General features: G+C 42.0%; 21 protein-coding genes. 13 read left to right on the top strand and 8 right to left on the bottom strand.

Annotation, left to right across the window (positions count from 1 at the left end; all coding sequences use genetic code 11):
• Positions 1-134: 134 nt before the first annotated feature.
• On the top strand, positions 135-1028 hold the full coding sequence (locus tag SFRI_RS04115) for a bile acid:sodium symporter family protein (protein ID WP_011636274.1): 894 nt from the start codon (positions 135-137) through the stop codon (positions 1026-1028).
• A 205-nt stretch (positions 1029-1233) separates the two neighbouring features.
• Here the strand turns inward: SFRI_RS04115 and SFRI_RS04120 are convergent, their stop codons facing one another.
• The 4 genes from SFRI_RS04120 to SFRI_RS04135 form a co-directional block, all read right to left on the bottom strand.
• Entirely contained in the window at positions 1234-2358 is a 1125-nt protein-coding gene (locus SFRI_RS04120; protein WP_011636275.1) for a sensor domain-containing diguanylate cyclase, read from the bottom strand.
• 533 nt (positions 2359-2891) lie between these two features.
• Complete coding sequence (locus SFRI_RS04125) at positions 2892-3263, bottom strand: DP-EP family protein (protein ID WP_041412792.1); 372 nt, start codon at positions 3261-3263, stop codon at positions 2892-2894.
• 21 nt (positions 3264-3284) lie between these two features.
• Positions 3285-6593, bottom strand: a complete 3309-nt coding sequence (locus tag SFRI_RS04130) for an nSTAND1 domain-containing NTPase (protein WP_011636277.1) — start codon at positions 6591-6593, stop codon at positions 3285-3287.
• A gap of 205 nt (positions 6594-6798) precedes the next feature.
• A complete protein-coding gene (locus SFRI_RS04135) occupies positions 6799-7764 on the bottom strand; it encodes a 2-dehydropantoate 2-reductase (protein ID WP_011636278.1) in 966 nt (321 codons plus the stop codon).
• A gap of 139 nt (positions 7765-7903) precedes the next feature.
• Here SFRI_RS04135 and SFRI_RS04140 point away from each other — a divergent pair, with 139 nt between their 5' ends.
• The gene (locus SFRI_RS04140; protein WP_011636279.1) at positions 7904-9217 is read left to right on the top strand and encodes a metal-dependent hydrolase family protein; all 1314 of its coding nucleotides are present in this window, start codon (positions 7904-7906) and stop codon (positions 9215-9217) included.
• A gap of 375 nt (positions 9218-9592) precedes the next feature.
• Positions 9593-10558: a sensor domain-containing diguanylate cyclase gene (locus SFRI_RS04145; RefSeq protein WP_011636280.1), complete on the top strand. Its 966-nt coding sequence runs from the start codon at positions 9593-9595 to the stop codon at positions 10556-10558.
• Positions 10559-10761: 203 nt separating this feature from the next.
• On the opposite strand, the gene SFRI_RS04150 is transcribed toward SFRI_RS04145, so the two are convergent.
• A complete protein-coding gene (locus SFRI_RS04150; RefSeq protein ID WP_011636281.1) occupies positions 10762-11208 on the bottom strand; it encodes a MarR family winged helix-turn-helix transcriptional regulator in 447 nt (148 codons plus the stop codon).
• Between the two features lie 205 nt (positions 11209-11413).
• Here SFRI_RS04150 and SFRI_RS04155 point away from each other — a divergent pair, with 205 nt between their 5' ends.
• From SFRI_RS04155 to SFRI_RS04170, 4 genes are all read left to right on the top strand, one after another.
• Entirely contained in the window at positions 11414-12442 is a 1029-nt protein-coding gene (locus SFRI_RS04155; RefSeq protein WP_011636282.1) for an NADP-dependent oxidoreductase, read from the top strand.
• Between the two features lie 43 nt (positions 12443-12485).
• Positions 12486-13163, top strand: a complete 678-nt coding sequence (locus SFRI_RS04160; RefSeq protein WP_011636283.1) for a type 1 glutamine amidotransferase domain-containing protein — start codon at positions 12486-12488, stop codon at positions 13161-13163.
• Between the two features lie 132 nt (positions 13164-13295).
• Positions 13296-13916, top strand: coding sequence for a glutathione S-transferase family protein (locus SFRI_RS04165; RefSeq protein WP_011636284.1), 621 nt, complete (start codon positions 13296-13298; stop codon positions 13914-13916).
• 223 nt (positions 13917-14139) lie between these two features.
• Positions 14140-14739, top strand: coding sequence for a hypothetical protein (locus tag SFRI_RS04170; protein ID WP_011636285.1), 600 nt, complete (start codon positions 14140-14142; stop codon positions 14737-14739).
• Here SFRI_RS04170 and SFRI_RS04175 read toward each other — a convergent pair.
• Positions 14729-15562, bottom strand: coding sequence for a TIGR03899 family protein (locus SFRI_RS04175; protein WP_011636286.1), 834 nt, complete (start codon positions 15560-15562; stop codon positions 14729-14731). The two genes, SFRI_RS04170 and SFRI_RS04175, sit on opposite strands and share 11 nt — an antisense overlap.
• 65 nt (positions 15563-15627) lie before the next feature.
• Positions 15628-16767: an MFS transporter gene (locus SFRI_RS04180; protein WP_425271581.1), complete on the bottom strand. Its 1140-nt coding sequence runs from the start codon at positions 16765-16767 to the stop codon at positions 15628-15630.
• Between the two features lie 280 nt (positions 16768-17047).
• Between SFRI_RS04180 and SFRI_RS04185 the strand changes: the two genes are divergently transcribed.
• The 5 genes from SFRI_RS04185 to SFRI_RS04205 all read left to right on the top strand — a co-directional run bounded on the left by SFRI_RS04185 (position 17048) and on the right by SFRI_RS04205 (position 22662).
• Positions 17048-18451: a porin family protein gene (locus tag SFRI_RS04185; protein ID WP_011636288.1), complete on the top strand. Its 1404-nt coding sequence runs from the start codon at positions 17048-17050 to the stop codon at positions 18449-18451.
• Between the two features lie 43 nt (positions 18452-18494).
• The gene (locus SFRI_RS04190) at positions 18495-19658 is read left to right on the top strand and encodes an imelysin family protein (RefSeq protein WP_011636289.1); all 1164 of its coding nucleotides are present in this window, start codon (positions 18495-18497) and stop codon (positions 19656-19658) included.
• A 142-nt stretch (positions 19659-19800) separates the two neighbouring features.
• Positions 19801-21429: a di-heme oxidoredictase family protein gene (locus tag SFRI_RS04195; protein WP_011636290.1), complete on the top strand. Its 1629-nt coding sequence runs from the start codon at positions 19801-19803 to the stop codon at positions 21427-21429.
• 192 nt (positions 21430-21621) lie between these two features.
• Complete coding sequence (hemG, locus tag SFRI_RS04200) at positions 21622-22143, top strand: menaquinone-dependent protoporphyrinogen IX dehydrogenase (protein WP_011636291.1); 522 nt, start codon at positions 21622-21624, stop codon at positions 22141-22143.
• A 3-nt stretch (positions 22144-22146) separates the two neighbouring features.
• Positions 22147-22662: a cytochrome b/b6 domain-containing protein gene (locus SFRI_RS04205; protein WP_011636292.1), complete on the top strand. Its 516-nt coding sequence runs from the start codon at positions 22147-22149 to the stop codon at positions 22660-22662.
• Positions 22663-22732: 70 nt separating this feature from the next.
• On the opposite strand, the gene SFRI_RS04210 is transcribed toward SFRI_RS04205, so the two are convergent.
• Positions 22733-23620, bottom strand: a complete 888-nt coding sequence (locus SFRI_RS04210) for a LysR family transcriptional regulator (protein ID WP_041412794.1) — start codon at positions 23618-23620, stop codon at positions 22733-22735.
• A 144-nt stretch (positions 23621-23764) separates the two neighbouring features.
• Here SFRI_RS04210 and SFRI_RS04215 point away from each other — a divergent pair, with 144 nt between their 5' ends.
• Positions 23765-24736, top strand: a complete 972-nt coding sequence (locus SFRI_RS04215; RefSeq protein ID WP_011636294.1) for an aldo/keto reductase — start codon at positions 23765-23767, stop codon at positions 24734-24736.
• Positions 24737-24765 lie beyond the last annotated feature (29 nt).

Raw genomic sequence — 24765 nt, forward strand, 5'->3', positions numbered from 1 at the left:
CTGTTAACGATGCCAAAGGGCGGTTTGATTTTGATAAAACCGTATTCATGCAGCTATATTTCGCAAGAACGTATTCTGTACTGATGCTTATGATACTCGCTAAGTCTGCTTAGCGAGCAAGGATGCAACTCCCTATGACAGGTTCGATTATTACCGAAATACTGCTGCCATTGTCGCTCGCCTTCATTATGTTTGGCATGGGCTTAAGTTTAACTCAATTTGATTTTTTACGTTTATGGCAAACTCCAATGCCGATTATTGGCGGCTTTATTGGCCAAATTATCGTGTTGCCTTTGTTGGCTTTTACTCTTTGTTTGTTGATGGACTTATCGCCAGCGATGTCGATAGGGTTAATGATTTTGGCTGCCTGCCCCGGTGGCACAACCTCAAATGTTGTAAGTCATCTTGCTAAGGCTAATTTGGCATTGTCAGTGAGTTTGACTGCACTGAGTAGCATTGTGTGCGTATTCACCGCGCCGTTTATCATCCAATTTGCGGTTAGTTATTTTAGTGAAACCCATGATATTGAGGTGTCGTTAAGCTGCATTTCATTAGGGTTATTGGTGATTACCTTGCTACCGATTATGTTTGGCATGATTGTGCGGCGTTATTATCGCGATTGGGCTGTGAAGGTTGAGGTGTATTTTAGGCGCTTTGCATTAGTGTTTTTATTGTTGATGATTACTGGGGTGGTGATTCAAGAGCGTGACATTATCAGCGACGCTTTTAACGAGGTGTTTATTGCATGCATGTTGTTAAATTTGATTGCCATGATGGTGGGCGTAATTACTGCCAAGATATTCAAATTAAGCCATAAAGATAGCCTAACGTTGGCCATTGAAATAGGTTTGCAAAACTCCACTATGGCAATGCTTATTTGCATCAGTTTACTGCATATGCCCAGTTATGCTGTGGTAGCTGGAGTATACAGTTTAACCATGTATTTGGGCGCAGGGTTATTGGTTCTTTATGCCAGTTACAGCAATTCCAATCGTAATCCTGTCATTCAACCTACTGACTCACATTAGCCTCGTGCTAGTACTAACTTAACACTAACATCTACATTAACGATTATTGCTGCTGGTCTTCACTGCGGTGTTGGCCTTGCCAGTACCTAAATGCTCGGTGAACTTTAACACTGCAACCGAGTATCACTTTATTTAACTAACCAATCTAAACCGCGTTATAGCCACTCATTAAACCTGTTATTAAGCGGTTTTCTCACATTCGTTATTAGCTACTCATATTGATGCGGTTACGGCCAGTTGATTTTGCACGGTAAAGTGCTGTGTCTGCTGCGCAAACCAGTGCGGTTGGCGTGCGGTATTGGCCACTGCGTTCACAGGCAATGCCCTGGCTGACACTGATTTTGGTTTGTGCAGGTAACCCTATATCGGTAAAGCTTAACTGGTTAATACGACGTTGAATATTTTTGGCAATGTATTCTGCTGTTAACGGGTTGCTGTTGGGCAGAATGACCACAAACTCTTCACCACCATAACGGGCTGCCATCGCATTGTTAGACGGGAGCACCTCTGCCAGTACTTGAGCAATTTTTTGCAAACATTTATCACCGTTAACATGACCATACTGGTCATTAAACATTTTAAAATAATCGACATCGATAATGATTAAACACAGCGGTTGGTCGTGGTTAATACTGTCGTTCCAGTTGGTTTGCAGAGCATCATCAAAAGCGTGACGGTTGGAAAGGCCGGTTAATTTGTCTGTATGGGCTAAGTGGCGCAGTTTGTTGTACTCGGCTTTATGCGTAGTGAGATTATGCATGATGCCTATAAATAACGGCTCAGATCCTATCTGCATCGACGGTAAACATGACAATGATAAGTCTGCTTCGAGTAACGTGCTGTCGGCGCGGTTAATAATAATTTCTTTAGGACCATGATTAAACTGAGTCACTTTATTGGCTTCATCGCTGGCGCTATTCCACAAAGAAAATAAAGATTGATACTCATCTTTAAAAGGGCTTTGTAAATAATCGGTCCAGGTTTGACCGATTAACATTTCGGCTGGGGCACCGAATAATTTAGCGCCTAACGGATTGATCATCTCAATCACACCCGCAGAGTTAATCACAAAAATCGCTTCTGAAATAGCCGTGATCACATTGAGCAAGGTGCTAATTTGTAAGTTATCTGCTACTGCCATTTTGCCATTATGATGACTTGCTGAAGTGGCATCAAAAGCGACATCCGTAAATGATGAGTCGGATAGGATTTCATCATCAAGACGCAATGGTATTTTTATTGAACGGGGAAATTTAGCAAATGAGTCTGTTAATTTAGTCACACGAGAAATCGTGGCATTGAGTTCAGTTAATTTATCATTGGTAAACATGGTGCATTCCCTTAAGCGTTTGGTATTGGTAACCCCTTGTTGATGTCAAACACTCTATTAGGAATAAGGCTTATTTACCTTTCGGTAACCTTCTGCTTTTAAATTGTTGATTTTAAACTGTTTAAAGTTGCTATTTATTGTGTGAATTTGTTGTGATTGAGTTGACTCTATTGCATGTACCTTGGATACAAGCTGATTTTGTTGCTGGTTTTTAGGATTTGTCTCACTAAAATCGATAGTGTTCTTAGCTTAAATAGCTTGTTGTGCAGCTGTATTTGGTTGCATCGTTGACAGATGTTGAGCCGTTATTGGGAGGTAGCGAGACCGTTATTTTACAGGCGTTTGCTCATCGGTCTGTTGAGAAATGATTGGTTTTTGAGTTCGGTTAACGGGTAAAAGGTAAGTTCAACCTCGGGTTATGTTAATGGATAACACCAGCAGTTTTATCAAGGTTTAATTATTGGTTGTTTTAATTATGCTGAACAAGATAAAAGCTCAGGGCAAGTCTGAGCTTTTATCATTTTTCTACTTATTTAATTATGTTCGCGGTTGATCACTTCAGGGTCTGGGCTGAGTACCAATAAGGTATTGCTGGTGTTCGACAACACAAATTGAAATTGGGTGTTGCCCGATACTTCATCTAAGTCGGTTAAGTGTATTAAGCTGCCATCAGTACTGACTGCATCAATAATGCCGTCAAATGGGGTCATAAACGCCGCGCCGACAAATTTAAGGCCTTTGCCCGTTTGATCAATAAGTTGGTACGTGATAGTACAGTTTTTGGTAATGATAACATCACCGCTTTTAGGGGTGCCATCGTGATTGGTATAACTGAAAAACGGCTCGCCGTTTTCTAAGGTAACGGTGAGGTTAAAAAATGTTGTTGTGTTTTGGGTATTTGACATTATATTTTCCATTTTGTTGGGTTAGAGGTTAGGTTTTTTAGTTTTAGGATTAAACCTAAAATCGGTTATGGCTGAGCTTTCTAGCAGTTGAACTAAATTGGGGTGTTGTGTTAGCTCACCGAGGCAATCGAGGGCCTTAGCGAAGGGCACGGTAAATTTGGGCTCATTATTTTTGTCGGCAATCAGTGCCAATTGTTTTTTAGTTTGCAGACACAGAGAGTTGGCTTGTTGTGGCTGGCCTAATTGAGTCAGCAATGTTGCTGTTAACATATTGCTTTGGGCTAAACGAGCCAAGTAATAAGAATTTTGTTTAAACTCATTGATTAATTGATTAAAAGAGGTTGTTGCCTGTTGGGCATAGTTTAGGCTATCTGACAATAATCCTTGTGATGCTAAATAATTTGCTGTAGCCAGTTGATAGGTTGCCCACACATCCATTTTTTTAGCAGATGTTTTTAAGGTGATGTCTTCATCAAGCATGGTAGCTAATGAGTCAATACTGTGACCCATGGTGTGTTCAATGGGTTTAGTACTGAATGCCAGCATATTCAAGTAGGCGTAATATTGTTGGATCTTCCAAATATCATTATCAGGATCTTGTTTTAGGGCATCGGTAATTGCGACTAAACTAAGCTGTGCTTTTTCAAAAGCCTGTTGTTGGTGGCCTTGGTAATTTAATAAATTAGCCAGTATTTGATAGCTGCTCGATAACCTGTCAAGTAAATAAGGTTGTTTTTCTAATGCTTGATTGGACAGCTGCTGTTGAATTTGTTGGTGTATTTGTATCGCCGCGGTAATGTCGCCTTGGGCGGTGGCTGCACTGGCAATCCATGATTGTGCATTGGCCACATCAGCAATCATTTTGCTATTACTTGGGTCTTGAACTAGTGCTTTTTGTTTTAACTGTAATGATTGCTCAAATGCCTCTCGTGCAGCAGCAAAGTTTTGCTGCTTCATGTGTATCGAGCCAAGAGAGTTTTGTGCGTACGACAACTCCATTAACGCATCGTTATCGTCTGGCGCGTATTGATACATGGCTTGGCTGTATGTTAAATATTGTTCAAACCAAGGCTGCGTTGCTGCCCAATCACTTTTATCGTATTCAAGCCTGCCGAGCCAAAAAGCATTGGCGCCTAAGGTTTTAAGTAAGTTGAGGTTTTGGGGTTGTATTTCGAGTAACGGCAGCATGCGCTCACGGGCGGCGATTAAGGCGCTGTGGGCTTCGTCGGTATTGCCGCGAGAATAGGCCACTTCGCCCATGGCCTCTAAGGTTTGGCTGTGCTGAAACTGGGCTTCAAAGCTTAAATAGCTGGCATCGTCGGCGGAAACGTCACTGAAATATTCTAATGCTTTATTACTGATACCATCGAGCAAGTCCATGCGGCCAATACCGCGCATTTTGTCGGCGAATTCACCCACCATAAAACCGAGTAAGTTTTCTGCCGCCAGGCGTTTTTGTTGTGCCTGGGTTTCGGCCTCAATGCTGCGAACACTCATGGCGACAGAAATCAATGTCAGTGTAACAAGGGCTAGCATGACTGCACGGCGGCGCCAGCGCCCGATGTTGGCTTGTTTGCTAGAGGCTTGAATGAGGGCGAGTTCTTGAGGCTCTAGGTTAAACAATTGATTATTGAGCAATGTGCTTGCTTCTGCCAATGGTTTACCTTCTGCCAGTAAATAAGCACTACTTTTTGACTCCGCCAGCCAGCGGTTGGATTGATGCTGTAAACGGCTTTTAATCGCTAAACTGTCCTTGTGCTCGGTTATCCATTGGGTCGCGCGGGGCCAGCGCCTTAATAGCGCTTCGTGGGCAATACTAAAGCAGGCTTGATCTTGTTGCAGATGCGAAACAAACAAACGGTTATCAACCATAGCTTTGACAAGGTTTATTTCGGCATCACTACTGAGATCGCTCCAGCGGGCGGTGCTGCTAGTGATCGATTTTTCATCTTCGGTTAGGGTGACTAACATCGACAGTATTTTAGGCAGTGCGGCGCGTTCGCTGTTGTTTAATTGGTTGAGCACTTCTTCGGCATTTTTACCGATGGCGCCTTCAATCCCCCCAAGCGAATGGTATACCGACACCAATAATTGGTTGTTGTCATCTTTGTTTAAATACAGTGATTGCAAGGTGTATTGCAACATGGGCAGAGCATCGGGGTTTGAGGCGGCTTCACTGCAAAGTATTTCGTCCAACGGCATTGCCGTATCGGGATCGAGTGTCCATGTGAGGTTAGCTGCATTGGCCGGCAAGCGGATCATTTGCATCAGCTCTGCTCGGGTTGGGGCCGATAAATCGAAATGTGAGCCATTGGCTTTGCCTGCCATTAGGCTTGGGTGGCTAACGACCTGAGGGTAAAAGTCATTGCGGCAAGCACTAATCATTAATACTACCCCTGAAACCGCAAGCGTTTCGAGGATATCTAATACATTGTTACGTTCGGATTCGGTAAATAATGGCGACGCTAATAAGATTTCTAAACGGTCGATAAACAATGAAAAATGGGGCCGACTGTATTTGGGGGCATTGTCATCATTGATGGACGAGTATTTGGCTAAAGCTAGCTGACAATATTCAATAACGGCGTTGATGTCGTTTTGCAGTTTGTTTGCCAACATATCGGCACTGCAGTCGGTAAACACCGCTTGGTCATTGATTTCCCAGTCGAGCATCGCACTGGCGATATCGATAATTAACCTGCCTTTAGTGACATCGGCTAAATCTAGGTTGGCATTATCGATTACGCCAACCCCGTTAAAGCCATTTTTTGACATTAAATTCGGCATGATACCGGCATTAATTAACGATGATTTACCTGTACCGCTCGGGCCGAGGATTAAGCAGAAGGCTCGGCCAAATTCAACTTGTTTAGTAATGCGATTTAATAAGGTGTCAACTTGCTCACTTCGGCCAAAAAATACATTGGAGTCGTTGGTGTCAAATGCGCGTAACCCCGGGAACGGCGAGGCGCCTTGCCATTGTTGGGTAGTGACTTTGGTATGATGACCAATAGGGAATTCAACACTGGCGATGGTGCGATAACCGCGTTTGCGGATGGTTTCTATGTACTGCGGATTAGATGCTTGATCGCCTAATGCTTTACGCAGCTGGGTAATGACTTTATGCAGCGGATTATCACCAATGGCGATGCTGTTCCAGCAGTGGTTAATAATATCGTCTGCTGCTAGCACTTCCCCTTGGTGTTGGCACAGTAAACGCAACACATCCATGGCTTTGGGTTCAAGACTGCGAATAACATCGCCAGACTGAACGCTATTACTTTGTGGATTAATTTGCCAATCGCCAAAAAAGAAAGTGCTGTCATTCATCTGTAATTAATTTCCGATTGGTTAATCGCGTTAAGTTATAAGCAATAAAGATTACGTCACGATGACTTTTATTGAGAGCCACCTTTGGGCGCACTACTTCTGCTTGTTTTATTGTATCGTGCGATTACGTCAATTGTATTGTTGTTGTAAAATCTTACAATAAATTTACATTTTTCTCGACAACGATATCGCGTACGGCATTTGGTTAATGTCGTTGTTCTAGCTGTTTTATTTGTTCTACTATCGCCTGATTGACCGGCGTTTTTATACCGTATTTTTTGCCAATACTGACCACCGCGCCATTGATGTAATCAACTTCCGTTTTTCGTTTTGCTTGAATGTCTTCCCACATTGATGAGCGTGCTTTGGGATCGATGTCGAGCATCTGTTTAGCTAAAACAGTAAAGAGTACATTTGGCAACAATAAAATGGTGGGTAACCAGGAGGGTTTAACCTTGGTGTATTGATGTAATTGGATATCTGCCGCCTCGCACACCGCTAACCACTCTTTCATTGCTTTAGCCAATATTCGGCGATTTTTGTAATGACTTAATTGCTGTTTAATTGGCAAGTCGGTGACCGCATTTAACGCATTATTGAGATTTAACAGTAATTTTCCGTAAATCATCGGGGTAAAGTCTGCTTCAATGTCGCAACCAAATCCGTGGTTAACCAGTGCGGATTGAATTGCTATGGTATGAGGGTTTGCTTGCAAGGTAAACACACCCTCTGTGCCTTTGTGAAACACAGCATTGGGCAGTTGCAGCACATTAAATGGCGTGATCCCTTGGAGTAAGCTGTAATGATCGAGCGAGTCTTTAATGCTGTCAAAACTGCCTAAGCCATTTTGCATAAATATAATGCTGCTGTTGTCGTGAGTAATCGCCATTAATTGATTGGCAATACTGCTAACTTGATGACATTTTAAGGTGACGAATACTACATCAAATTTGCCATAGATTGACGATTCTTGGTTGATATCGGTGATCAACGCTTGCGGCATAATAGTTTGTTTAAAGCCGTTATAATCGGTCAAGGTAATGCCGTTATTGGCGATGATTTTTTGCTTAATTGCTGGGCGACAAATTAAGCTGACTTGTAACTCTGATATACATAACTGACCCGCTAAATAACAGCCTGTTGAACCCGCGCCAAAAATTGCAATATTCATTCTATATTCATTCACTGTTTGTTAATGACGAAACGATTTTTTAATCGTTATGTAACACGATATTTTACTCTCTTGTAACATAACAGCATTTTTGGCAGTGTAGAAAACTTAACCAATTAAAATTAAAAAAAGAGTTTCCATGAATAATAATACTATTACCACTATCGCCTTAGCGGTATTCGGATTAACGATGGCATCTACGGCGGTAGAGGCTGCCGATATTAACGTTATTTATGCTGGTACATTATTAACTACGCCAGGCGAGTCTCCTTTAACTCAGCAAACTGTAGTGATAAAAGATGGGGTTATCACTTCTATCACTTCAGGCTATCAGTCTGCACCGGTGGTGGACGAGCATGACAATATTGAGATTATTGATTTAAAAAACAGCTTTGTTATGCCAGGGTTGATGGATATGCATGTTCATTTGCAGGGTGAGTTAGGGCCAAATAATGATAGCGAGGTTTTGCGAATGTCGGATGCTGACGTGGCGATGCACAGTGCTTATTTTGCCAAGAAAACCTTGTTAGCAGGTTTCACAACGGTACGAGACTTAGGCGCGAAACCGGAACAGATTTATGCATTACGCGACGGCATTAATAAAGGCTGGGTTGATGGCCCGAGAATTATTGCATCTGGTGGCGTGTCGGTAACGGGAGGTCATGGTGATGTTGATGGCATGAGCCCTGATTTACTTGATAAATTTACCTCTAAGACTATTTGTGACGGACCTTATGATTGCCGCCGCGCGACTCGTCGGGCGATTAAGTTTGGCGCTGATGTGATTAAAATCACCTCTACCGGAGGAGTGTTATCTGACACCAATACTGGTACTGGTCAGCAAATGGACGATGACGAACTTAAGGAAGTTATTGATACTGCGCATGCTTTAGGCCGTAAAGTGGCCAGCCATGCCCATGCTGCCCAAGGCATTAATGCAGCGTTGCGCGCCGGCGTCGACAGTATTGAACATGGCAGTTACGCCGATAAAGAAAGTATTAAATTAATGAAGAAAAGTGGCGCATTTTTAGTGCCAACATTGTTGGCGGGCGACACGGTAGTGAAAATGGCTAATACCGCAGGGGCTGACTTTATGTCTCCAGCCATTAAAGCTAAAGCAATACGTGTTGGTGGTGACATGATGAACAACTTCAGTGCGGCTTATAAAGCTGGGGTTAACATTGCTTATGGCACCGACAGTGGAGTGTCACATCATGGTGACAATGCTAAAGAAGCAGTATTGATGAGCGAAGCCGGTATGAGCAATGAGGATATTTTAATCAGTGCAACGATTAATTCGGCAAAACTGATTGATATGACAGATAAGATTGGCACGCTGCAGGTTGGAAAATATGCCGACATTATTGCGATGCAGAAAAGTCCTCTTGAGCAAATTAAAGCGCTGTTAGATGTGTCATTTGTGATGAAGAACGGAGTTATTTATAAGCGTTAATGTTATTTATTACTTTAAGTCAGTGGTATCGACAATATCTAACCTTAACGCTTGTTTTGAGTTGAGGTTAGTTAGCAAAATGGATGGCCGTTTGATGGCTGTTTATTATCCGGAACTAAGGTTAAATGGACTTGAGCTCCTATATTGTCGATTTCAGCCCGATAATTAGAATCTATATTGTGATATTTCAATAATATACAGCGTACTTCAAAATTGAATCTTGCATTCATTATTTGATTGTCACAATAGATCTTTTTATACTTGCCCATATTTGCATACGGTATGGTTAACTGTATGTAATAAGAGTATATTGTTCGGTCGGCGTCATCAACATCAATGGCGTATATGGATATAGATGGTAGCTAAGGAATGCTCATGTCGCTTGAAATCGTTGGATTATTAATTTTCATTTTATTGTTAGCTATCGCTTTGTTGCTGTTTGTGAACTTAAACCGATACCGTCAGCAGCAAACTAAAAAGATGATGTTAGATACCTATGAGCTTATCCTTGATCAAGTTGATGCTTATATTTATTTAAAAGACACTCAATGCAAATATGTTTATGCGAATCAACTGACGCTAGATTACTTTGGCGTGACGCTTGAAAAGCTAAAGGGCACTTCCGATAGCGATTACTTTCCCGCGAATGTTGTAGATATATTGCACGTGAATGACACTAAAGTGCTTAATTCTCAAAGCAAACTATCTGACGATATTATTGTTGATACCCCAGCTTCGCTAATTGTATATCACGAAGTTAAACAACCCTTATATAACCACAAAGGCACATTAATTGGCCTTATTGGTATTTCTACCGATATTACTGCTGCTTATCATTTACGTTCAAAATTAGAGCGGCTTGCTAATACCGATCCGTTAACGGGTTTGTTTAATCGTCGTTCATTTACGTCTTTTTGCGAACATGAGTTTTTTCGTGCTACTCGCTATTTTCAACCATTCTCATTAATGATTATTGATATTGATTTATTCAAAAAAGTGAATGATACCTATGGCCATTTAGTGGGGGATGAGGTGATTAAGCGCGTTGCCAATATATGCAATGAACATGTTAGGGAGGCAGATGTATTGGCTCGAATTGGCGGTGAAGAGTTTGCTATTTTATTACCCGATACTGATATTGACTCTGCTTATGTCCTGGCTGAACGGTTAAGAGAGGCTCAGCAACAGTACGAAGAACAAAAAACTCCTTCGATAACCATTAGTATTGGCGTTGCAACCTTACGTTCTCAGGATAAAGCATTCTTAGAGATATTTAAGCGGGCAGATAAAGCGTTGTATTCATCAAAAAATGTCGGTCGCAATAGTGTCAATGTCGCGTAATGGCAAGTTCTTGATGACCATTTCAGTCAGCTGGCAAAGCGGGATTTAATAGCGTTTTATTTTTTTCAAACAATGCGGCGGCATCACGTAATCGGTTATTGACCTTAAAAATTGTTAATTTAAGTTGCGCACAATTAGTTATCGTGATTATCATGTGGTTAAGCAAAACAAATTGAATCTAAATTTTTGCAACATTTTGTGCGTTAGAACTCAATATGGTTAGGCAGTTTTCGCCTAAATTGATCCAGTTGTTGTTTTAGATCGTCGAGTTCAGACATTTCAATACCGCATTGTTCAAGAATACATAGATGGATTTTTTCTGCCTGGGGCTGAAGTTGATGACCTTTTTCGGTTAATTGCATGGACAAGGTCCGTTCATCTAAGGGCTCGCGAATGCGCTTTAGCAGGCCATCGGTTTCGAGCCGTTTTATGACCGGTGTTAATGCACCAGATTGCTGCCCAAGCTTGCTGGCTAAGGTTTTTAAACTTAACCCATCTTGCTCCCAGAGGACTAACATCACCAAATACTGGGTGTAAGTTAGCCCGATAGAGTCGAGTAATGGTTTGTACAGTTGGGTAATCGCCAATGACGTTGAATAAACAGCAAAACAGAACTGATTTTCGAGTAATAGATGTTTGTTTTTATTCATATCAGTCGCTTAGCTCGCAAAGTTGTTGATCATATTTGAATTGATCAACTTAAGTAAAAAGAACGTATTATTTGGCCTTGGTTGGTTATGGTAACAGTGTTTGGCTTATATCAGTATTACAGCTATCAATAGCTTTTAACAACCGAGGTCATATTGTCTTCTCCAGCACCATTGTATGGTGCCTATGTTATTTAAAGGACACAAGATGAACACTCAAAACCGTCGTATAGTACTCGCTAGCCGCCCTCAAGGTGAGCCAGTTGCTAATAATTTTCGCTTAGAAACCGTCAACAAACCTGTACCAGCTGAAGGTGAGGTGTTATTGCGCGCAGTGTATTTATCACTTGATCCTTACATGCGTGGCCGTATGAATGACGCTAAATCATATGCTGATCCCGTTGCTATTGATGATGTGATGGTGGGCGCATCGGTATCTCAAGTGGAAGTGTCTAATCATCCTGACTACAAAGTGGGTGAGTGGGTATTATCATTTGGTGGCTGGCAAGATTACGTAGTATCCAATGGTGAAGGGCTGATGAAATTGGGCGATAACCCAAGCCATCCTTCTTATGCGTTGGGTATTATGGGCATGCCAGGTTTTACTGCCTATATGGGATTATTAGATATTGGCGTGCCTAAAGCGGGCGAAACCATTGTGGTTGCCGCGGCTACTGGGCCTGTTGGCGCAACGGTTGGCCAAATTGCTAAGTTGAAAGGTTGTCGAGTTGTTGGTATTGCTGGTGGTGAAGAAAAATGTCGCTACGCAAAAGAAGTATTAGGCTTTGATGAATGTATTGACCATAAAGCGGCTGATTTTGCGCAGCAACTGACAGCCCATTGTGATAACGGCATTGATGTGTATTTTGAAAACGTTGGCGGCAAAGTGTTTGATGCGGTTTTACCGTTATTAAATACCGGTGCTCGAGTGCCAGTGTGTGGATTAATTTCACAGTATAACGCGACTTCGTTACCGGATGGTCCTGATCGTTTGTCATTACTGATGGGCACTTTGCTGGTTAAGCGCATTAAGATGCAAGGCTTTATTATTTTTGACGATTATGGTGACCGCTATCCAGAGTTTGCCAAAGATATGGGCCAATGGCTTGGTGAAGGTAAGATTCAATATCGTGAACAAATTGTCGATGGTCTTGAAAATATGGCCGCAGCCTTTATTGGGCTACTAAAGGGCGAAAACTTCGGCAAGGTTGTGATTAAAGTAAACAATCCTCTGTAATCTAATTGATTACAGTTAAACAAACAGTATTTAAGGAATCATCATGAAAGTATTAATGGTATTAACGTCACACGATAAATTAGGCGACACAGGCGAGAAAACCGGTTTTTGGTTGGAAGAATTAGCGGCGCCATACTACACATTTACTGATAAAGGTGTTGAGGTTGTTTTGGCTTCACCTAAAGGTGGTTTACCACCATTAGATCCGAAAAGTGATGAAGCTGATTTTCAAACTGACTCAACACGCCGTTTTGCCACCGATGCTACAGCGCAGGCGTTAATATCCAATACTCATACTTTGGCATCAGTTAATGTAGCAGATTATGATGCGGTATTTTATCCAGGCGGTCATGGTCCATTATGGGATTTAACTAATGATAAAGACTCTATTGCGTTAATTGAGCAGTGCTACAAAACAGATAAACTTTTAGGTTTAGTATGTCATGCACCAGCTGCACTTAAGTACCCTAAAAAGCCAGACGGAACCCCACTTGTTGCCGGTAAAAATGTCACTGGTTTTACTAATGGTGAAGAAGAAGCAGTACAGTTAACTAACGTTGTACCGTTTTTGGTTGAAGATATGCTACAGCAAAATGGTGCAACCTACTCTAAGGGTGACGACTGGCATCCGTATGCGGTAGTTGACGGTAAACTCGTTACCGGTCAAAACCCTGCATCGTCTGAGCTAGTGGCTGAGAAAATGTTAGCTTTATTAAGCTAATAAGCTGCTTGGTTAAGTGGTTGCACTTAACGTTAACTCGAAATAACAGAATAAGTTGATTGATAAAAGCAAACCCAGTGAGTTGTTGATTGGGTTTGCTTTTTTACTCACTAACAGTACCAGGATGGCTTAATGATTAAACTACATCATTTAAATAAATCACGTTCAAAACGCATAATTTGGTTATTAGAAGAATTGGGAGTGGACTATGAGCTGGTTGCGTATCAGCGTGATGCAACCACATTTTTAGCGCCAGAATCGTTAAAAGCGGTTCATCCATTAGGTAAATCACCAGTATTAGAAGCGAGCGGTTATACCATTGCTGAGTCGGGCGCGATTACCGAGTATTTAATTCAAACCTATGGCGCTGATAAACTGATGCCAGCAATAGGCACAGCAGATTATATCGATTACTTACAATGGATGCATTTTGCTGAAAGCTCGGCTGCTTTGCCATTATTACTGAAAATCTTTGTTAAAATGGATGGTGCAGAAACTCGCTTTATCGGTGGATATGCCGATGCAGAAACGGCAAAAGTCATCAGCTATGTTAATGACCGTTTAGACGGTAAGTCATATTTAGTCGGTAACCGTCTTAGCGGTGCAGATATTATGATGTCGTTTATTGCAGAGCTTGTTGGCCAAAATGGTGAGTTTGACAAGTATCCTAATATTGCGAAGTACTATCAACAGCTAATGAGCCATGCATCATTTAAAAAAGCCATGCAGATAGAAGCTGAACACGATCGATAATGATTAGATTGTATTAGCCTTAAAAAGACGAACTGAGTTCGTCTTTTTTCATTTAGGTGTGAGTATAGATAATCATCTCGAGCCTATTCTTTGTGATGTATTTTTTGTTAATTAATAAGGCTTTTATATCATAATGAATGGCTGTATTTGGTTAAAGTTTGTTCGCCATCATACTAAGGTGTTAGTATGGAGATCGTGTTAGTGTGTAAAAAAAGGCTAGATTATGTCTACTTTATCTGATGAAGAGCTCGCTTATTTTAGCGGTGTATTCTCGCCGGAAGATGACAGTACCGATAATACTTTATCGAGACATTCATTAAGTGTTGCGACCGAAATACCCCAAGTGCTTGCTCATATTTTGGGGAATGCCAAATTAACCCTATTAGCTGAAATTAGTTATTACCGTTTATGGTTTCCATTAACCTTAAAGCAAGATGAGCTTGGGCAATTTTTGCCAGAGTTGGGCATTCCTGAAGTCATTGATATGCGCGGCGGTGAACGTAGCTGGCGGCTCAATAATGTCAAAAATATAAAAGTCATTGATAACGATACGGCTAAATTTGTTGAGGTACTCTCTTTATCGAGTTCAGGCATGACTATTAAAGTACCGCAAGAACTTAACGCCAAAGTGCCACGCTTAACACAACTTATTTTACCTAATGGTGTGCATCTCGATATGGTGTTTGAACCGGTACGAACTGAAAACGGGGTCATGGCAGCAAAAATTAGTGCAGAAGGTGAGTCTCGTGAAATATTGCGCCAATTTTTGTTTAGCGAACACAAAGCAAAGTATGCACACCTTTACAAAAAAATTAACTGTTAACCATAAAGTCTTTGGCCAACATGGTTTTAACGGCATTGATAAATTCATCATCACTTTTTGCCTGTATTAGTTGGCACAACTCATCGCCTACAGTGGTAAATCGATAATAAGTAAATAATAAGTGCTGATGTTTAGGTTTTAGCGACAAAGTTGCATTACACATGGTTAACTGAATATGTTCATTACTGTTTAAGAGTCCGGTTTCAAACTCGCTTTTATGTAAAATCCCCGCATCAACTAAGGTTAAAATGCTCGAATAAGGTAAGCCGAATTGAGACAGGCCGAAGTTTGTTTGAGTATGCTTACGAAAATATTGTTTCATCCCACCGTTAATACGATAACTACTGAGTAATTTAAATCTGGGCTCGGTATTGATTTTAACCGACATACCTAAGGCTTTTTCAAATATCAGTGCTTCTCGAAACGTCAGTTGCAGTAATACCGCTAAAGTCCGCAGGCTAAAATTACCTGGATTGACAATTTCACTGGCTAAAATTCTGGCCCACAAATCTTGCATCTTACGGTTATGAATTTGTTCAGCCATTTGAAAAAATTGGTAACGCCAATCAGGATCTAATTCGACACCTGTTACATCAGATGGCGTGTAATTAATAGCTAATGCAAAAATGCTTTCAAGGTTGGTCTGATACTGGCTGAGTTGCTTGCGTTGACGGTATTCTGCACGCTCTGCAACGGATGCTGTTGAAGGACGATAATCCTCTTCGCTGGCTAAACCGATAATGCGCCCAAGTAATAAGGTTTTTTTGCGCGCGGACACTTGAGTATTGTCATCTTGCGTTGTCGTCACATCAATATCAGTCATCAGTAACCCCCTTTTGCATTACACTTGCACCATGTTTGTATGGTATGACATCTGTGCTAAATCGTTTAGCGTTTTGTCATTAACGGTGACCATAGAGCTTCTTTACCTGGCTCTGGATGACGCGGCACATTGAATGCTAGTGCGAGTGAACATATCGCAAATCCAGTGCCAATGAAGAATACTGCTTTAGGCGAACTGAGCCATAAAATGCCTAGCAAAACAGGGATAATTACCGCAGCAATATGGTTAATGGTAAAGCTGACCGACATGGTTGATGCAATATCTTGTTTATCAGCAATTTTTTGAAAATAGGTTTTCATCGCAATCGCCATAGCAAAAAGCAGGTGATCAATCACATACAGTCCAGCCGCAATATTGGCGTCGCTGACATAAGCGTAGCTACTAAAAATAATCACTAAGCCAACGTATTCGATAATTAATGCGTTACGTTCACCCATTTTTCCAATAAAGCGACCAATGGTAGGGGCAAAGAGTAAGTTAACGACATAGTTAATTAAGAATAAAGCGGTGATTTCAGACACCGAATAGCCAAATTTTTCAACCATCATGAAGCCAGCAAACACCATAAAAATTTGCCTGCGCGCTCCAGAGAAAAAGGTTAGCAAGTAATAAAGCCAGTAGCGTTTTCTCAGTATTAAGTGTTTGTGCTGAATGGAGCCTATGGCAAAACGAGGAAAATACACTGCCATAATGAACACCATGACTAATCCACATCCGCCAATAATGCTATACATCCAGATGTAGTCCAGGCTCAACCAACTCATTATTAACCAAATTGAACCATAGCCAACAAGTGCTGCAGCGGAGCGCCACGCTAACGCTTTGCCCATAAAGCCAGGTGCATCGGCTTTATCTACCCACTGTAACGTAAGCGATTGATTTATTGTTTCAAAATAATGAAACCCAATAGACATGAGTATCGTTGTTAAATACAACCCGATGACATCAGGAAACCAGCCGGTAATCCCCACTCCAATACACAATAGTGCCAAGGATGTTAAGGCAAAGGTTTGCTCTTTGACCAGCAGCAATACAAACACAGCGGTAAAAGCTAAAAATCCAGGTACCTCTCTTAAACTCTGCAGTAATCCAATTTCAGCGCCCGTGAATGCGGCGCGTTCAATAACAAAGTTATTTAACAAAGCCTGCCAAACTGCAAACACCATGGACATTACAAAAGTCATCCATAGCAGCAGATGTTGTGGGTTAGTGCGTTCAATAAAGGCGGATTTACCACTGAATAAGGCCGTATCACTGCTGTTTGGCATTGAAAATACTCGGTTTATAGGAAGTTTTTAGATTGTTGTTTTCCATAGTGACATAAAACGGTTTGTTAAGTGAAATGTAATTTAGTGTAAATTAAATTGCTAATCTTAATGTAAATTATAATGCGAATCGTTATCAATTATTATATGGTTGTTGCGTTTTTAGAGGGAGCATTAACGTGACGTGTCGGAGAAACAGATGAATAGAAAGTTAACCTTGTTGGCAGTATCTGTGGCAAGTGTATTGGGTTTGAGCGTAATACCTAATGCTCAAGCTGCAACGAATACTGAAACATTAGCCAAAGCCATTGCCAAGCAAGAAGCTGAAATTACGATATTAAAACAGCAGCTTGCCACATTGGCCGCCGAGCAAAAACAACAACAGCAGCAAAACAAACAAGTGACGACTCAAGTTGACACTGTGGTGCAACAAACCACTAAAGCGCAAGACCGTTTAAGCCGTTTTAGCTTTAACTCATATGGCAGCGCTGTTTACACCAGTGATGAATATTTCGATAACGTACAAGATACATCCGCAGAGCGACGTAGTCGTACTGATTTAGAGCGGATTGTGACCGAGTTTGGTTATCAGTTCACTGATGATTGGAGTATGGAAGTTGAAATTGAGTATGAGCACGGTGGCACTGGCACCTCACTAGAATATGACGGCTTTGATGAATTTGGTGAGTTTGAATCCGAAGTTGAAGCGGGTGGCGAAGTGGTGGTTGAAAAAGCGGAAATTCGTTACCGTCCATCAAAAGCCTTTGGGGTGAAATTCGGTAATATTCACTTGCCTATTGGCTTGTCGAGCATGTTACACAAACCTAATCAATATCTAACAGTGCAACGTCACAAGAGTGAAGCTGCGATGATGCCGACCGTTTGGAACGAAAACGGTATTGGTGTTTACGGAGAGATTGCCGATTTTCATTATCAGGCACAAGTTGTTAGTGGGTTAAACTCTGAGTATTTCCGCACTTATGATTGGGTGGCATCAGGCCATCAAAAACGCTTTGAAGAAGTGAATGCTGACGACCTAGCATTTGCTGGTCGTATTGATTATGGCAATTTCAAAACCGGCAGTGCAGTCGGCGTGGCTTATTACTACGGTAATACCAGTGGTAATCGCCATAAGAGTAACAAACTCGATGTTGATGGTGCTCTTAGCATTGTGTCTGTTGCCGGAGCCTTTGTTGAAGGTCCATGGATCCTCCGCGGTCAATATTTATATGGCTCGTTAGACAATGCTGACGCTATTACCCAGGCTAACAAAACCACCCCAGGTTTACGTCCAGGTAATTTTGCCCAACTGGGTTCAGAGTCGCAGTCGTTCTTTGTCGAGGCGGGCGTCAAACTTGATGAATGGTTTGATATTCCGATGACCGTGTTTGCCAATATCGATTATTCCAATCCACTTATGTCCGTTGAAACGGGCACTGCAACCAAGCGTTATGAAAATACTTGGAGCAGTGTAGGTATTAACTATTTCCCGATCCCTGAGATTGTGATTAAAGCCGAAGGTGGTCTTCATCAAGTGGCTGTTGCCAGTATTCCTGACACCAATTTCTTTGCTTTAGGTGTGGGATATCAGTTCTCGCTATAAGCGAATTTAATTTTTTGACTTATTTTTTACATGGAGTTTTATTATGCGTTTTAACTACACTGCAATCTCACTAGCACTAGTGGCAACATTATCCGCGTGTGGCGGTTCAGGCTCGGATGACACTAGCACCCCGACAACCCCAACTACACCTACAACCGGTTTTAGTTTTGTCGCGACAGAAATGATCACTAACTTAACCGATGATGTGATTGTGGCTGGTTATGCTGATTTAGCGGCAAAAGGTGATGCCTTATTATTGGCAACCCAAACCTTACTTACTTCAACGGTACAAGCCGATTTAGTGGCGGCACAAAATGCGTGGAAGTCGGCTCGTCAACCTTGGGAACAAGGGGAGTCGCATATCTTTGGCCCAGTAGACTCATTGAGTATCGACCCGCATTTAGACAGCTGGCCGTTAAACACCACTGACTTACAAACCCAGTTAGCCAACAGTAATGGTTTTGATGCCGACACCATTAAAGGTTGGAATGATGACGTTCAAGGTTTTCATACAATGGAATATCTGTTGTTTGGCGATGGTGTTAACAGCAACACAAAGTTGATTGCAGATCTTAGCACCAAAGAACGTGAGTATTTAATCGCCTTAGCGGAAGTGTTCCGCGATTACACCACTCAATTAGACGATGCTTGGCAAGTGAGCCATAACCCACAAGATGCTAACGCCAAACCTTATGCCGAGTTGCTTAAAACTCCTGGCGATGCAACTAACACTATTTACTCTTCTCAGTTGGCGGTTATTGAAGAATTGATCAACGGCATGATTGGTATTGTCGATGAAGTGGGTAACGGTAAAATTGCCGATCCATTCGGAGAGTCATTAACTACGGCAGACACCTCTAAGGTGGAGTCGCAGTATTCGTGGAACTCACTAACCGACTTTTCAAATAACATCATAGGTGTGCGTAACGTTTATCAAGGTGAGTTTACTGGTGGCGCTGATAAGCAAGGCTTAATTGATTTTGTGACAGCAGCTGATGCGACTTTAGCGACGCGTGTTGCCAGCGAAATTGATGATGCCATTTTAAAAATCCAAGCCATTTCGGGTAGTACTAGCATGCCGTTCCGCCAAGCGATTCTCGATGCTGATGGCCGTGCTAGAACCCAAGTCGCCGTGGATGCATTAACAAAGTTACAAACGACGCTGCAGTCAGATGTGCTGCCTTTATTATCTGATTGGAACTCATAATTTAGCTGTTACCGTCTCAATAAGGCCATGGAACGACCTTATTGAGAGGGTAAGTGTGACCAAAAAAATAGAGACTCAACTCATAACAAGGTCGCATTACTGCTACATAAACTCAATTTCAGTGTGAATGTGTGAGACAAAGATGAACAAATTATTACGACAACCATATTGGTTTGTAGCATTACTGGGGCTTAGCCTTAGTGCTTGTGGTGGCAGCGGCGATGATGAAACCTCGCCAGCACCCATTGATCCGGTAGTGACTTATCCTAGCTATACCTCAATTGTTGCTTTAGGTGGTGACACCACGACATTCGATGCCAGTAACTCTGGCCATGGCTTTTCAACGCCATCGTTAAATTTAACGGCAGATGAACTCGCGTTACATTTACGAGGTGATACCAACTTTGAAGTCTCGTTTACTACAGCGCCGAATGATCAACACCCTGAGCTTGATGGTTTAGGCCCAGTATTTAATAACGCTGACTGTAATTCTTGCCATCAACGCGATGGCCGAAATTCCACTCCCTTTTTGGCCGCAGATGAAACTCGGGTAAAACTGGGGTCGGCAGCGGGTATTTTCTTACGTATCAGCAAAGCTCCTGCTGAACCTTGTACTGTAGGAACTGCAGATAATAATTACTGTGCGCCGATTAAAGTGCCAGATTTTGGTGACCAGCTATTTCATCGCGGAGTGTTAAAAGCGCGCCCTGATTGGCAAGACAATGCATTTGTTGGTCAAGCAGATGTGTATTTGTCTTATGAGCGACATGATGAAGTGTATGCCGATGGACGCACCATTAGTTTGAAGAAGCCTATTTTCGCGGTCGAAAATCCATATGATGCACCAGGCGAAACCCTGCAAAGTGCCAATGTAACTTCAAATCTATTACAAGATGATGTGTTAATGGGTTGGCGTAACGGCATGCCTGTGTTTGGTTTAGGGTTGCTAGAAGCAATACCTGAGGCAAGCATTCTCGCCAATGTTGATGCTGATGACAGTAACAAAGATGATATTTCTGGACGGGCTAATTGGGTATTTGATGCCATAAAAGCACAAAATGGTGACAGTACACCCGTGTCTTTAGGTCGCTTTGGTTGGAAAGCGAATACTCCAAGTGTGCGAGTACAATCATTAGGTGCATTACGTGGCGACATTGGTATTACTAACCCGTTATTTCCTGATGAAAGTATTGTTGGCACCAGCTTACATGATTCATATTTAACACGAACTGGGTTTGTTGATACTGGTGAAGATGTTAATGGTGCGCCTGAGGCCAGTGCAGAGTTCAGTGACTCAGTGGTATTTTATGCCGAAACATTAGCGGTGCCAGCCAGACGTAATGTTGATAAAACTGCAGTGCGTGAAGGCGCTCGGTTATTTGAGCAACTTAATTGCAGCAGTTGTCATACGCCGTCGTTTGTGACCAAAACCTCAGGTGATATTGGCGGATTACCGATGAGCGAAAGCTTAAAAGGCCAAACTATTTATCCATTTAGTGACATGTTGTTGCACGATATGGGTGAAGGACTGGCAGATGGTCGTCCAGACTTTTTAGCCGACGGTAACGAATGGCGTACTCGGCCATTGTGGGGCATAGGCTTAACCCAAACGGTTAATCCCCAAGCCGGATTTTTACATGACGGCCGCGCAGCAACCTTGGAAGAAGCCATTTTGTGGCATGACGGAGAATCTAAAACGTCTAAGCAAGACTTTATGGCCTTAACGCAAGCAGAGCGTGATCAGGTAATCGCCTTTTTACAGTCGTTGTAAATTGCTGTAAAGCTCAATAGACCCTAGCCATTTATGGCTAGGGTATTTTTTTGCGCGGCAGTTCACATTGCATTACGGTAGTTCATATTGCGGTAATTATGGATGATGATGACGTGATCTGTTTCATGTAAATTTTCGCGCCAGTGGTCTAAGATACTGTATTACTTTTAAATGATTTCATTCGAGGTCAGCATGAGCCAAATTTTACTGATCCATTCAAGTGTCCATGGTTACACTCAAAAAATATGTGAATATTTACAGCGTCAACTGATTGAGCAAGATCAACTGGTCACGGTAGCATCCTTAGCGGAAGCTCCCGATTTAGCCCTATTTGATAAAGTGTACATTGGCGCCAGCATTCGTCATGGCAAACATCGCCCAGCCCTGTATCAATTTATTGAAGATCATCGTGCGGAATTGGACAATAAACCCAGTGGTTTTTTCTCGGTGAGTTTAGTGGCGCGCAAACCCAATAAGAATACGCCGCAAACTAACAGCTATATGCAACAGTTTTTAAGTCAAAGCCCTTGGCAGCCCAAGTTATTACAGGTGTTTGGCGGTAATTTAGATTACCAAGGTTATGGTGCCATGGACCGGAATATTATTCGGTTTATTATGTGGCTAACCAAAGGACCGACAGACCCTAATACCAAAGTAGAGTTTACCGATTGGCAGAAAGTTGATGAGTTTGCTCAGCAAATAATAGAGGCTTAATTAATGGCATTAAAGCTGTTATGGCAGCGTATTGAGGCAGTATTGCATCCATTGATGATATTGATGTCGTTGTTATTAATTTGCACCAGCCCATGGATATTCATTGGACGTCAATTAAGTCTTCGCGCCAGTGTTTGGGATGTATTTCATGTTTATGGTGGCTTGTTTACTGCACTGTTAGCATTGATGTTTGCTTATAAAGTGTGTGCGGCCGGGCAGTGGCGTCAGTTTTTTCCTTGGCTTACCTTTGAATTAACGCCATTGCTTGCAGATGTGCGAGGGTTAGTGCACGGTCAATTGCCACACTCTGGGGGTAAAGGCTTAATCAGTGTCATTGAAGGCGTTGGGGTTATTTTGTTGCTGCTAGTAGTGGTTAGCGGAGCTGGTTGGTACATAGCAGACCCTAGTAATGCTTTAGCATGGCGCAGTTATCATATTGTGTTTGCTCAGGGGTTTATTGGCTTTATTGTGGTTCATTGTTTATTGGCTCTTTTACATCTTCGGGATTTTTTTAATTAACTATAACCTTAACGGTTTACTCGCAAATCGGCATTGTCATCAGTAGAGTGGCTTAGTTCAAATCGACTCGTTATTGGGCATTCAATTGCTGAAACCAATTTAACGTAAACTGAATAAAACTGCTTAGCCTTGCTGATTGCTGTACCAACTGTGGGTGAATTAAATAGGCGGTCGATGCGTTCATGGTTTCTGTGGTTAAGATGGCTTGTAATGTGCCTGCTTGTATTTCTTTATCGACTAAATACTCTGGCCCGACAATAATCCCTCGACCCAATAATGCCAACTGTTTAAGCATATGATTATCGTTAACACTCAAGCAGCTATTGATTAATATCGGCTGAGCATTGAAGGTCCAGTGTGTTTGTTCTGTAGCGGTTAAGCATTGGTGATGGTGCAAATCCTCAATCGAATCAGGTGTGCCGTGTTGTTGAAGATAAGCTGGGGCCGCACAACAGATTTGCTGATAATCAAATAGCTTTTTAGCGACCATGTTTTGCGGTGGTGTTGCGGTAGCCCTAAATGCGAGATCAAAATCGTTACGGGTTAAGTCGTGCAGGGTATAGCTGCAATCAATACTAAAATGTACCTGAGGATGTAATTGAGTAAACTCATGGCAAATATTAAGCAAATGTCGTTGCGTTAGTTGGCTAGGCGCTGTAATGCTTATCCGCCCTGAGATATCGTCGTTGTCGTGACGAATTCTTTTGTCTAGCATGAGTAAGTCGGCTTTTACTTGTCCCATGCTCGATAAAATCATCTCACCTTGTGGCGTTAACCTTACACTGCGTGTTGTGCGTATGAGTAATGGCCGGCCTACTTCTTTTTCGAGTTGTCTAATCTGCTCAGATAAATATCCTCTCGATATCCCTAACGAGGCAGCCGCTTCGGTAAAGCTAAGTTGTTTGGCGACTTCGCTGAATAAGAATAATCGCTCAAATTTTTTGTGTTCACGGCTCATCATTATAACCATCAATAATATTTTATAGAGAACTGTAATCTGTTATTGGTAGATATACCAAATAATGATTTTGGTTTTTACGGTTCATTTTTATGCAGGATCCAATACACTCATATTCATTACCATTATAAAAAGAGCATCAATATGACGGGTTTACCCTTAACAGAATTTTTACCCAACGTTAGCCCTATCGTTTATGGCTGTATGGGGCTGGGTGGCGGTTGGAATAACAATGCCATTATTAAAGCGGATATTCAGCAAGCCCATGAGGTCATTGATACTGCGCTGGATAACCAAATAAACTATTTTGATCACGCAGATATTTATACTTTTGGTAAAGCTGAATCAGTTTTTGGCAAAGTATTGGCTCAGCGCCCTGAGTTGCGTGAAAAAATGTACCTGCAAACCAAGTGCGGTATTCGATTTGAAGACAGCAAGGGCCCTAAGCGTTACGACTTATCAGCAGAGTGGATTAAGTATTCTGTTGATAACAGCCTTAAGCAACTCAATGCCGAATACCTTGATGTATTAGTGCTTCATCGCCCCGATCCGTTAATGCAGCCAGCAGAAATTGCCGAAACATTTCAACAGCTAAAAGCTGCTGGTAAGGTGCGTTTTCTGGGTGTTTCGAATATGCAGCAACATCAAATTAGCGCGCTGCAGCGTATGCTTGGAGAGCCATTAGTGGTAAACCAAATTGAAATGAGTCTGCAAAAACACGCATGGGTAGACGAAACCGTTTATGCGGGTAATCAAGACGGTAAAGACATTAACTTTACCCCTGGTACGCTCGAGTACTGCAATCAACATAATATACAAATTCAGGCGTGGGGCAGCTTATGCCAAGGGATTTACAGTGGCATCGCAACAACGGAACAGTCTACAGCCGTGCAGCAAACCAGCCAGCTTGTTGCTACGTTAGCCGCTGAATATCACACTAGCCCAGAAGCCGTGTTATTAAGTTGGTTAATGCAGCATCCTAGCCAAATTCAACCTGTTATTGGCACTACCAACCTAGAGCGTATTAAGGCTTGTGCAAAAGCCACTAACGTCTCGTTAAGCCGTGAGCACTGGTATGCATTGTATGTCAGCGCTAAAGGACATGAGTTACCTTAAACATTACGACAACATGTTTGATCAATACC

It is taken from the genome of Shewanella frigidimarina NCIMB 400 (assembly GCF_000014705.1).
Lineage (GTDB): Bacteria > Pseudomonadota > Gammaproteobacteria > Enterobacterales > Shewanellaceae > Shewanella > Shewanella frigidimarina.

Bases quoted from the DNA above. Each gene is read 5' to 3' on its own strand.
- SFRI_RS04140 (WP_011636279.1), top strand. From the start codon at position 7,904: ATGAATAATAATACTATTACCACTATCGCCTTAGCGGTATTCGGATTA.
- SFRI_RS04195 (WP_011636290.1), top strand. From the start codon at position 19,801: ATGAACAAATTATTACGACAACCATATTGGTTTGTAGCATTACTGGGG.
- SFRI_RS04185 (WP_011636288.1), top strand. From the start codon at position 17,048: ATGAATAGAAAGTTAACCTTGTTGGCAGTATCTGTGGCAAGTGTATTG.
- SFRI_RS04120 (WP_011636275.1), bottom strand. From the start codon at position 2,358: ATGTTTACCAATGATAAATTAACTGAACTCAATGCCACGATTTCTCGT.
- SFRI_RS04125 (WP_041412792.1), bottom strand. From the start codon at position 3,263: ATGTCAAATACCCAAAACACAACAACATTTTTTAACCTCACCGTTACC.
- SFRI_RS04130 (WP_011636277.1), bottom strand. From the start codon at position 6,593: ATGAATGACAGCACTTTCTTTTTTGGCGATTGGCAAATTAATCCACAA.
- SFRI_RS04160 (WP_011636283.1), top strand. From the start codon at position 12,486: ATGAAAGTATTAATGGTATTAACGTCACACGATAAATTAGGCGACACA.
- SFRI_RS04215 (WP_011636294.1), top strand. From the start codon at position 23,765: ATGACGGGTTTACCCTTAACAGAATTTTTACCCAACGTTAGCCCTATC.
- SFRI_RS04135 (WP_011636278.1), bottom strand. From the start codon at position 7,764: ATGAATATTGCAATTTTTGGCGCGGGTTCAACAGGCTGTTATTTAGCG.
- SFRI_RS04155 (WP_011636282.1), top strand. From the start codon at position 11,414: ATGAACACTCAAAACCGTCGTATAGTACTCGCTAGCCGCCCTCAAGGT.
- SFRI_RS04115 (WP_011636274.1), top strand. From the start codon at position 135: ATGACAGGTTCGATTATTACCGAAATACTGCTGCCATTGTCGCTCGCC.
- SFRI_RS04170 (WP_011636285.1), top strand. From the start codon at position 14,140: ATGTCTACTTTATCTGATGAAGAGCTCGCTTATTTTAGCGGTGTATTC.
- SFRI_RS04190 (WP_011636289.1), top strand. From the start codon at position 18,495: ATGCGTTTTAACTACACTGCAATCTCACTAGCACTAGTGGCAACATTA.
- SFRI_RS04175 (WP_011636286.1), bottom strand. From the start codon at position 15,562: ATGACTGATATTGATGTGACGACAACGCAAGATGACAATACTCAAGTG.
- hemG (WP_011636291.1), top strand. From the start codon at position 21,622: ATGAGCCAAATTTTACTGATCCATTCAAGTGTCCATGGTTACACTCAA.
- SFRI_RS04150 (WP_011636281.1), bottom strand. From the start codon at position 11,208: ATGAATAAAAACAAACATCTATTACTCGAAAATCAGTTCTGTTTTGCT.
- SFRI_RS04180 (WP_425271581.1), bottom strand. From the start codon at position 16,767: ATGACTTTTGTAATGTCCATGGTGTTTGCAGTTTGGCAGGCTTTGTTA.
- SFRI_RS04145 (WP_011636280.1), top strand. From the start codon at position 9,593: ATGTCGCTTGAAATCGTTGGATTATTAATTTTCATTTTATTGTTAGCT.
- SFRI_RS04205 (WP_011636292.1), top strand. From the start codon at position 22,147: ATGGCATTAAAGCTGTTATGGCAGCGTATTGAGGCAGTATTGCATCCA.
- SFRI_RS04210 (WP_041412794.1), bottom strand. From the start codon at position 23,620: ATGAGCCGTGAACACAAAAAATTTGAGCGATTATTCTTATTCAGCGAA.
- SFRI_RS04165 (WP_011636284.1), top strand. From the start codon at position 13,296: ATGATTAAACTACATCATTTAAATAAATCACGTTCAAAACGCATAATT.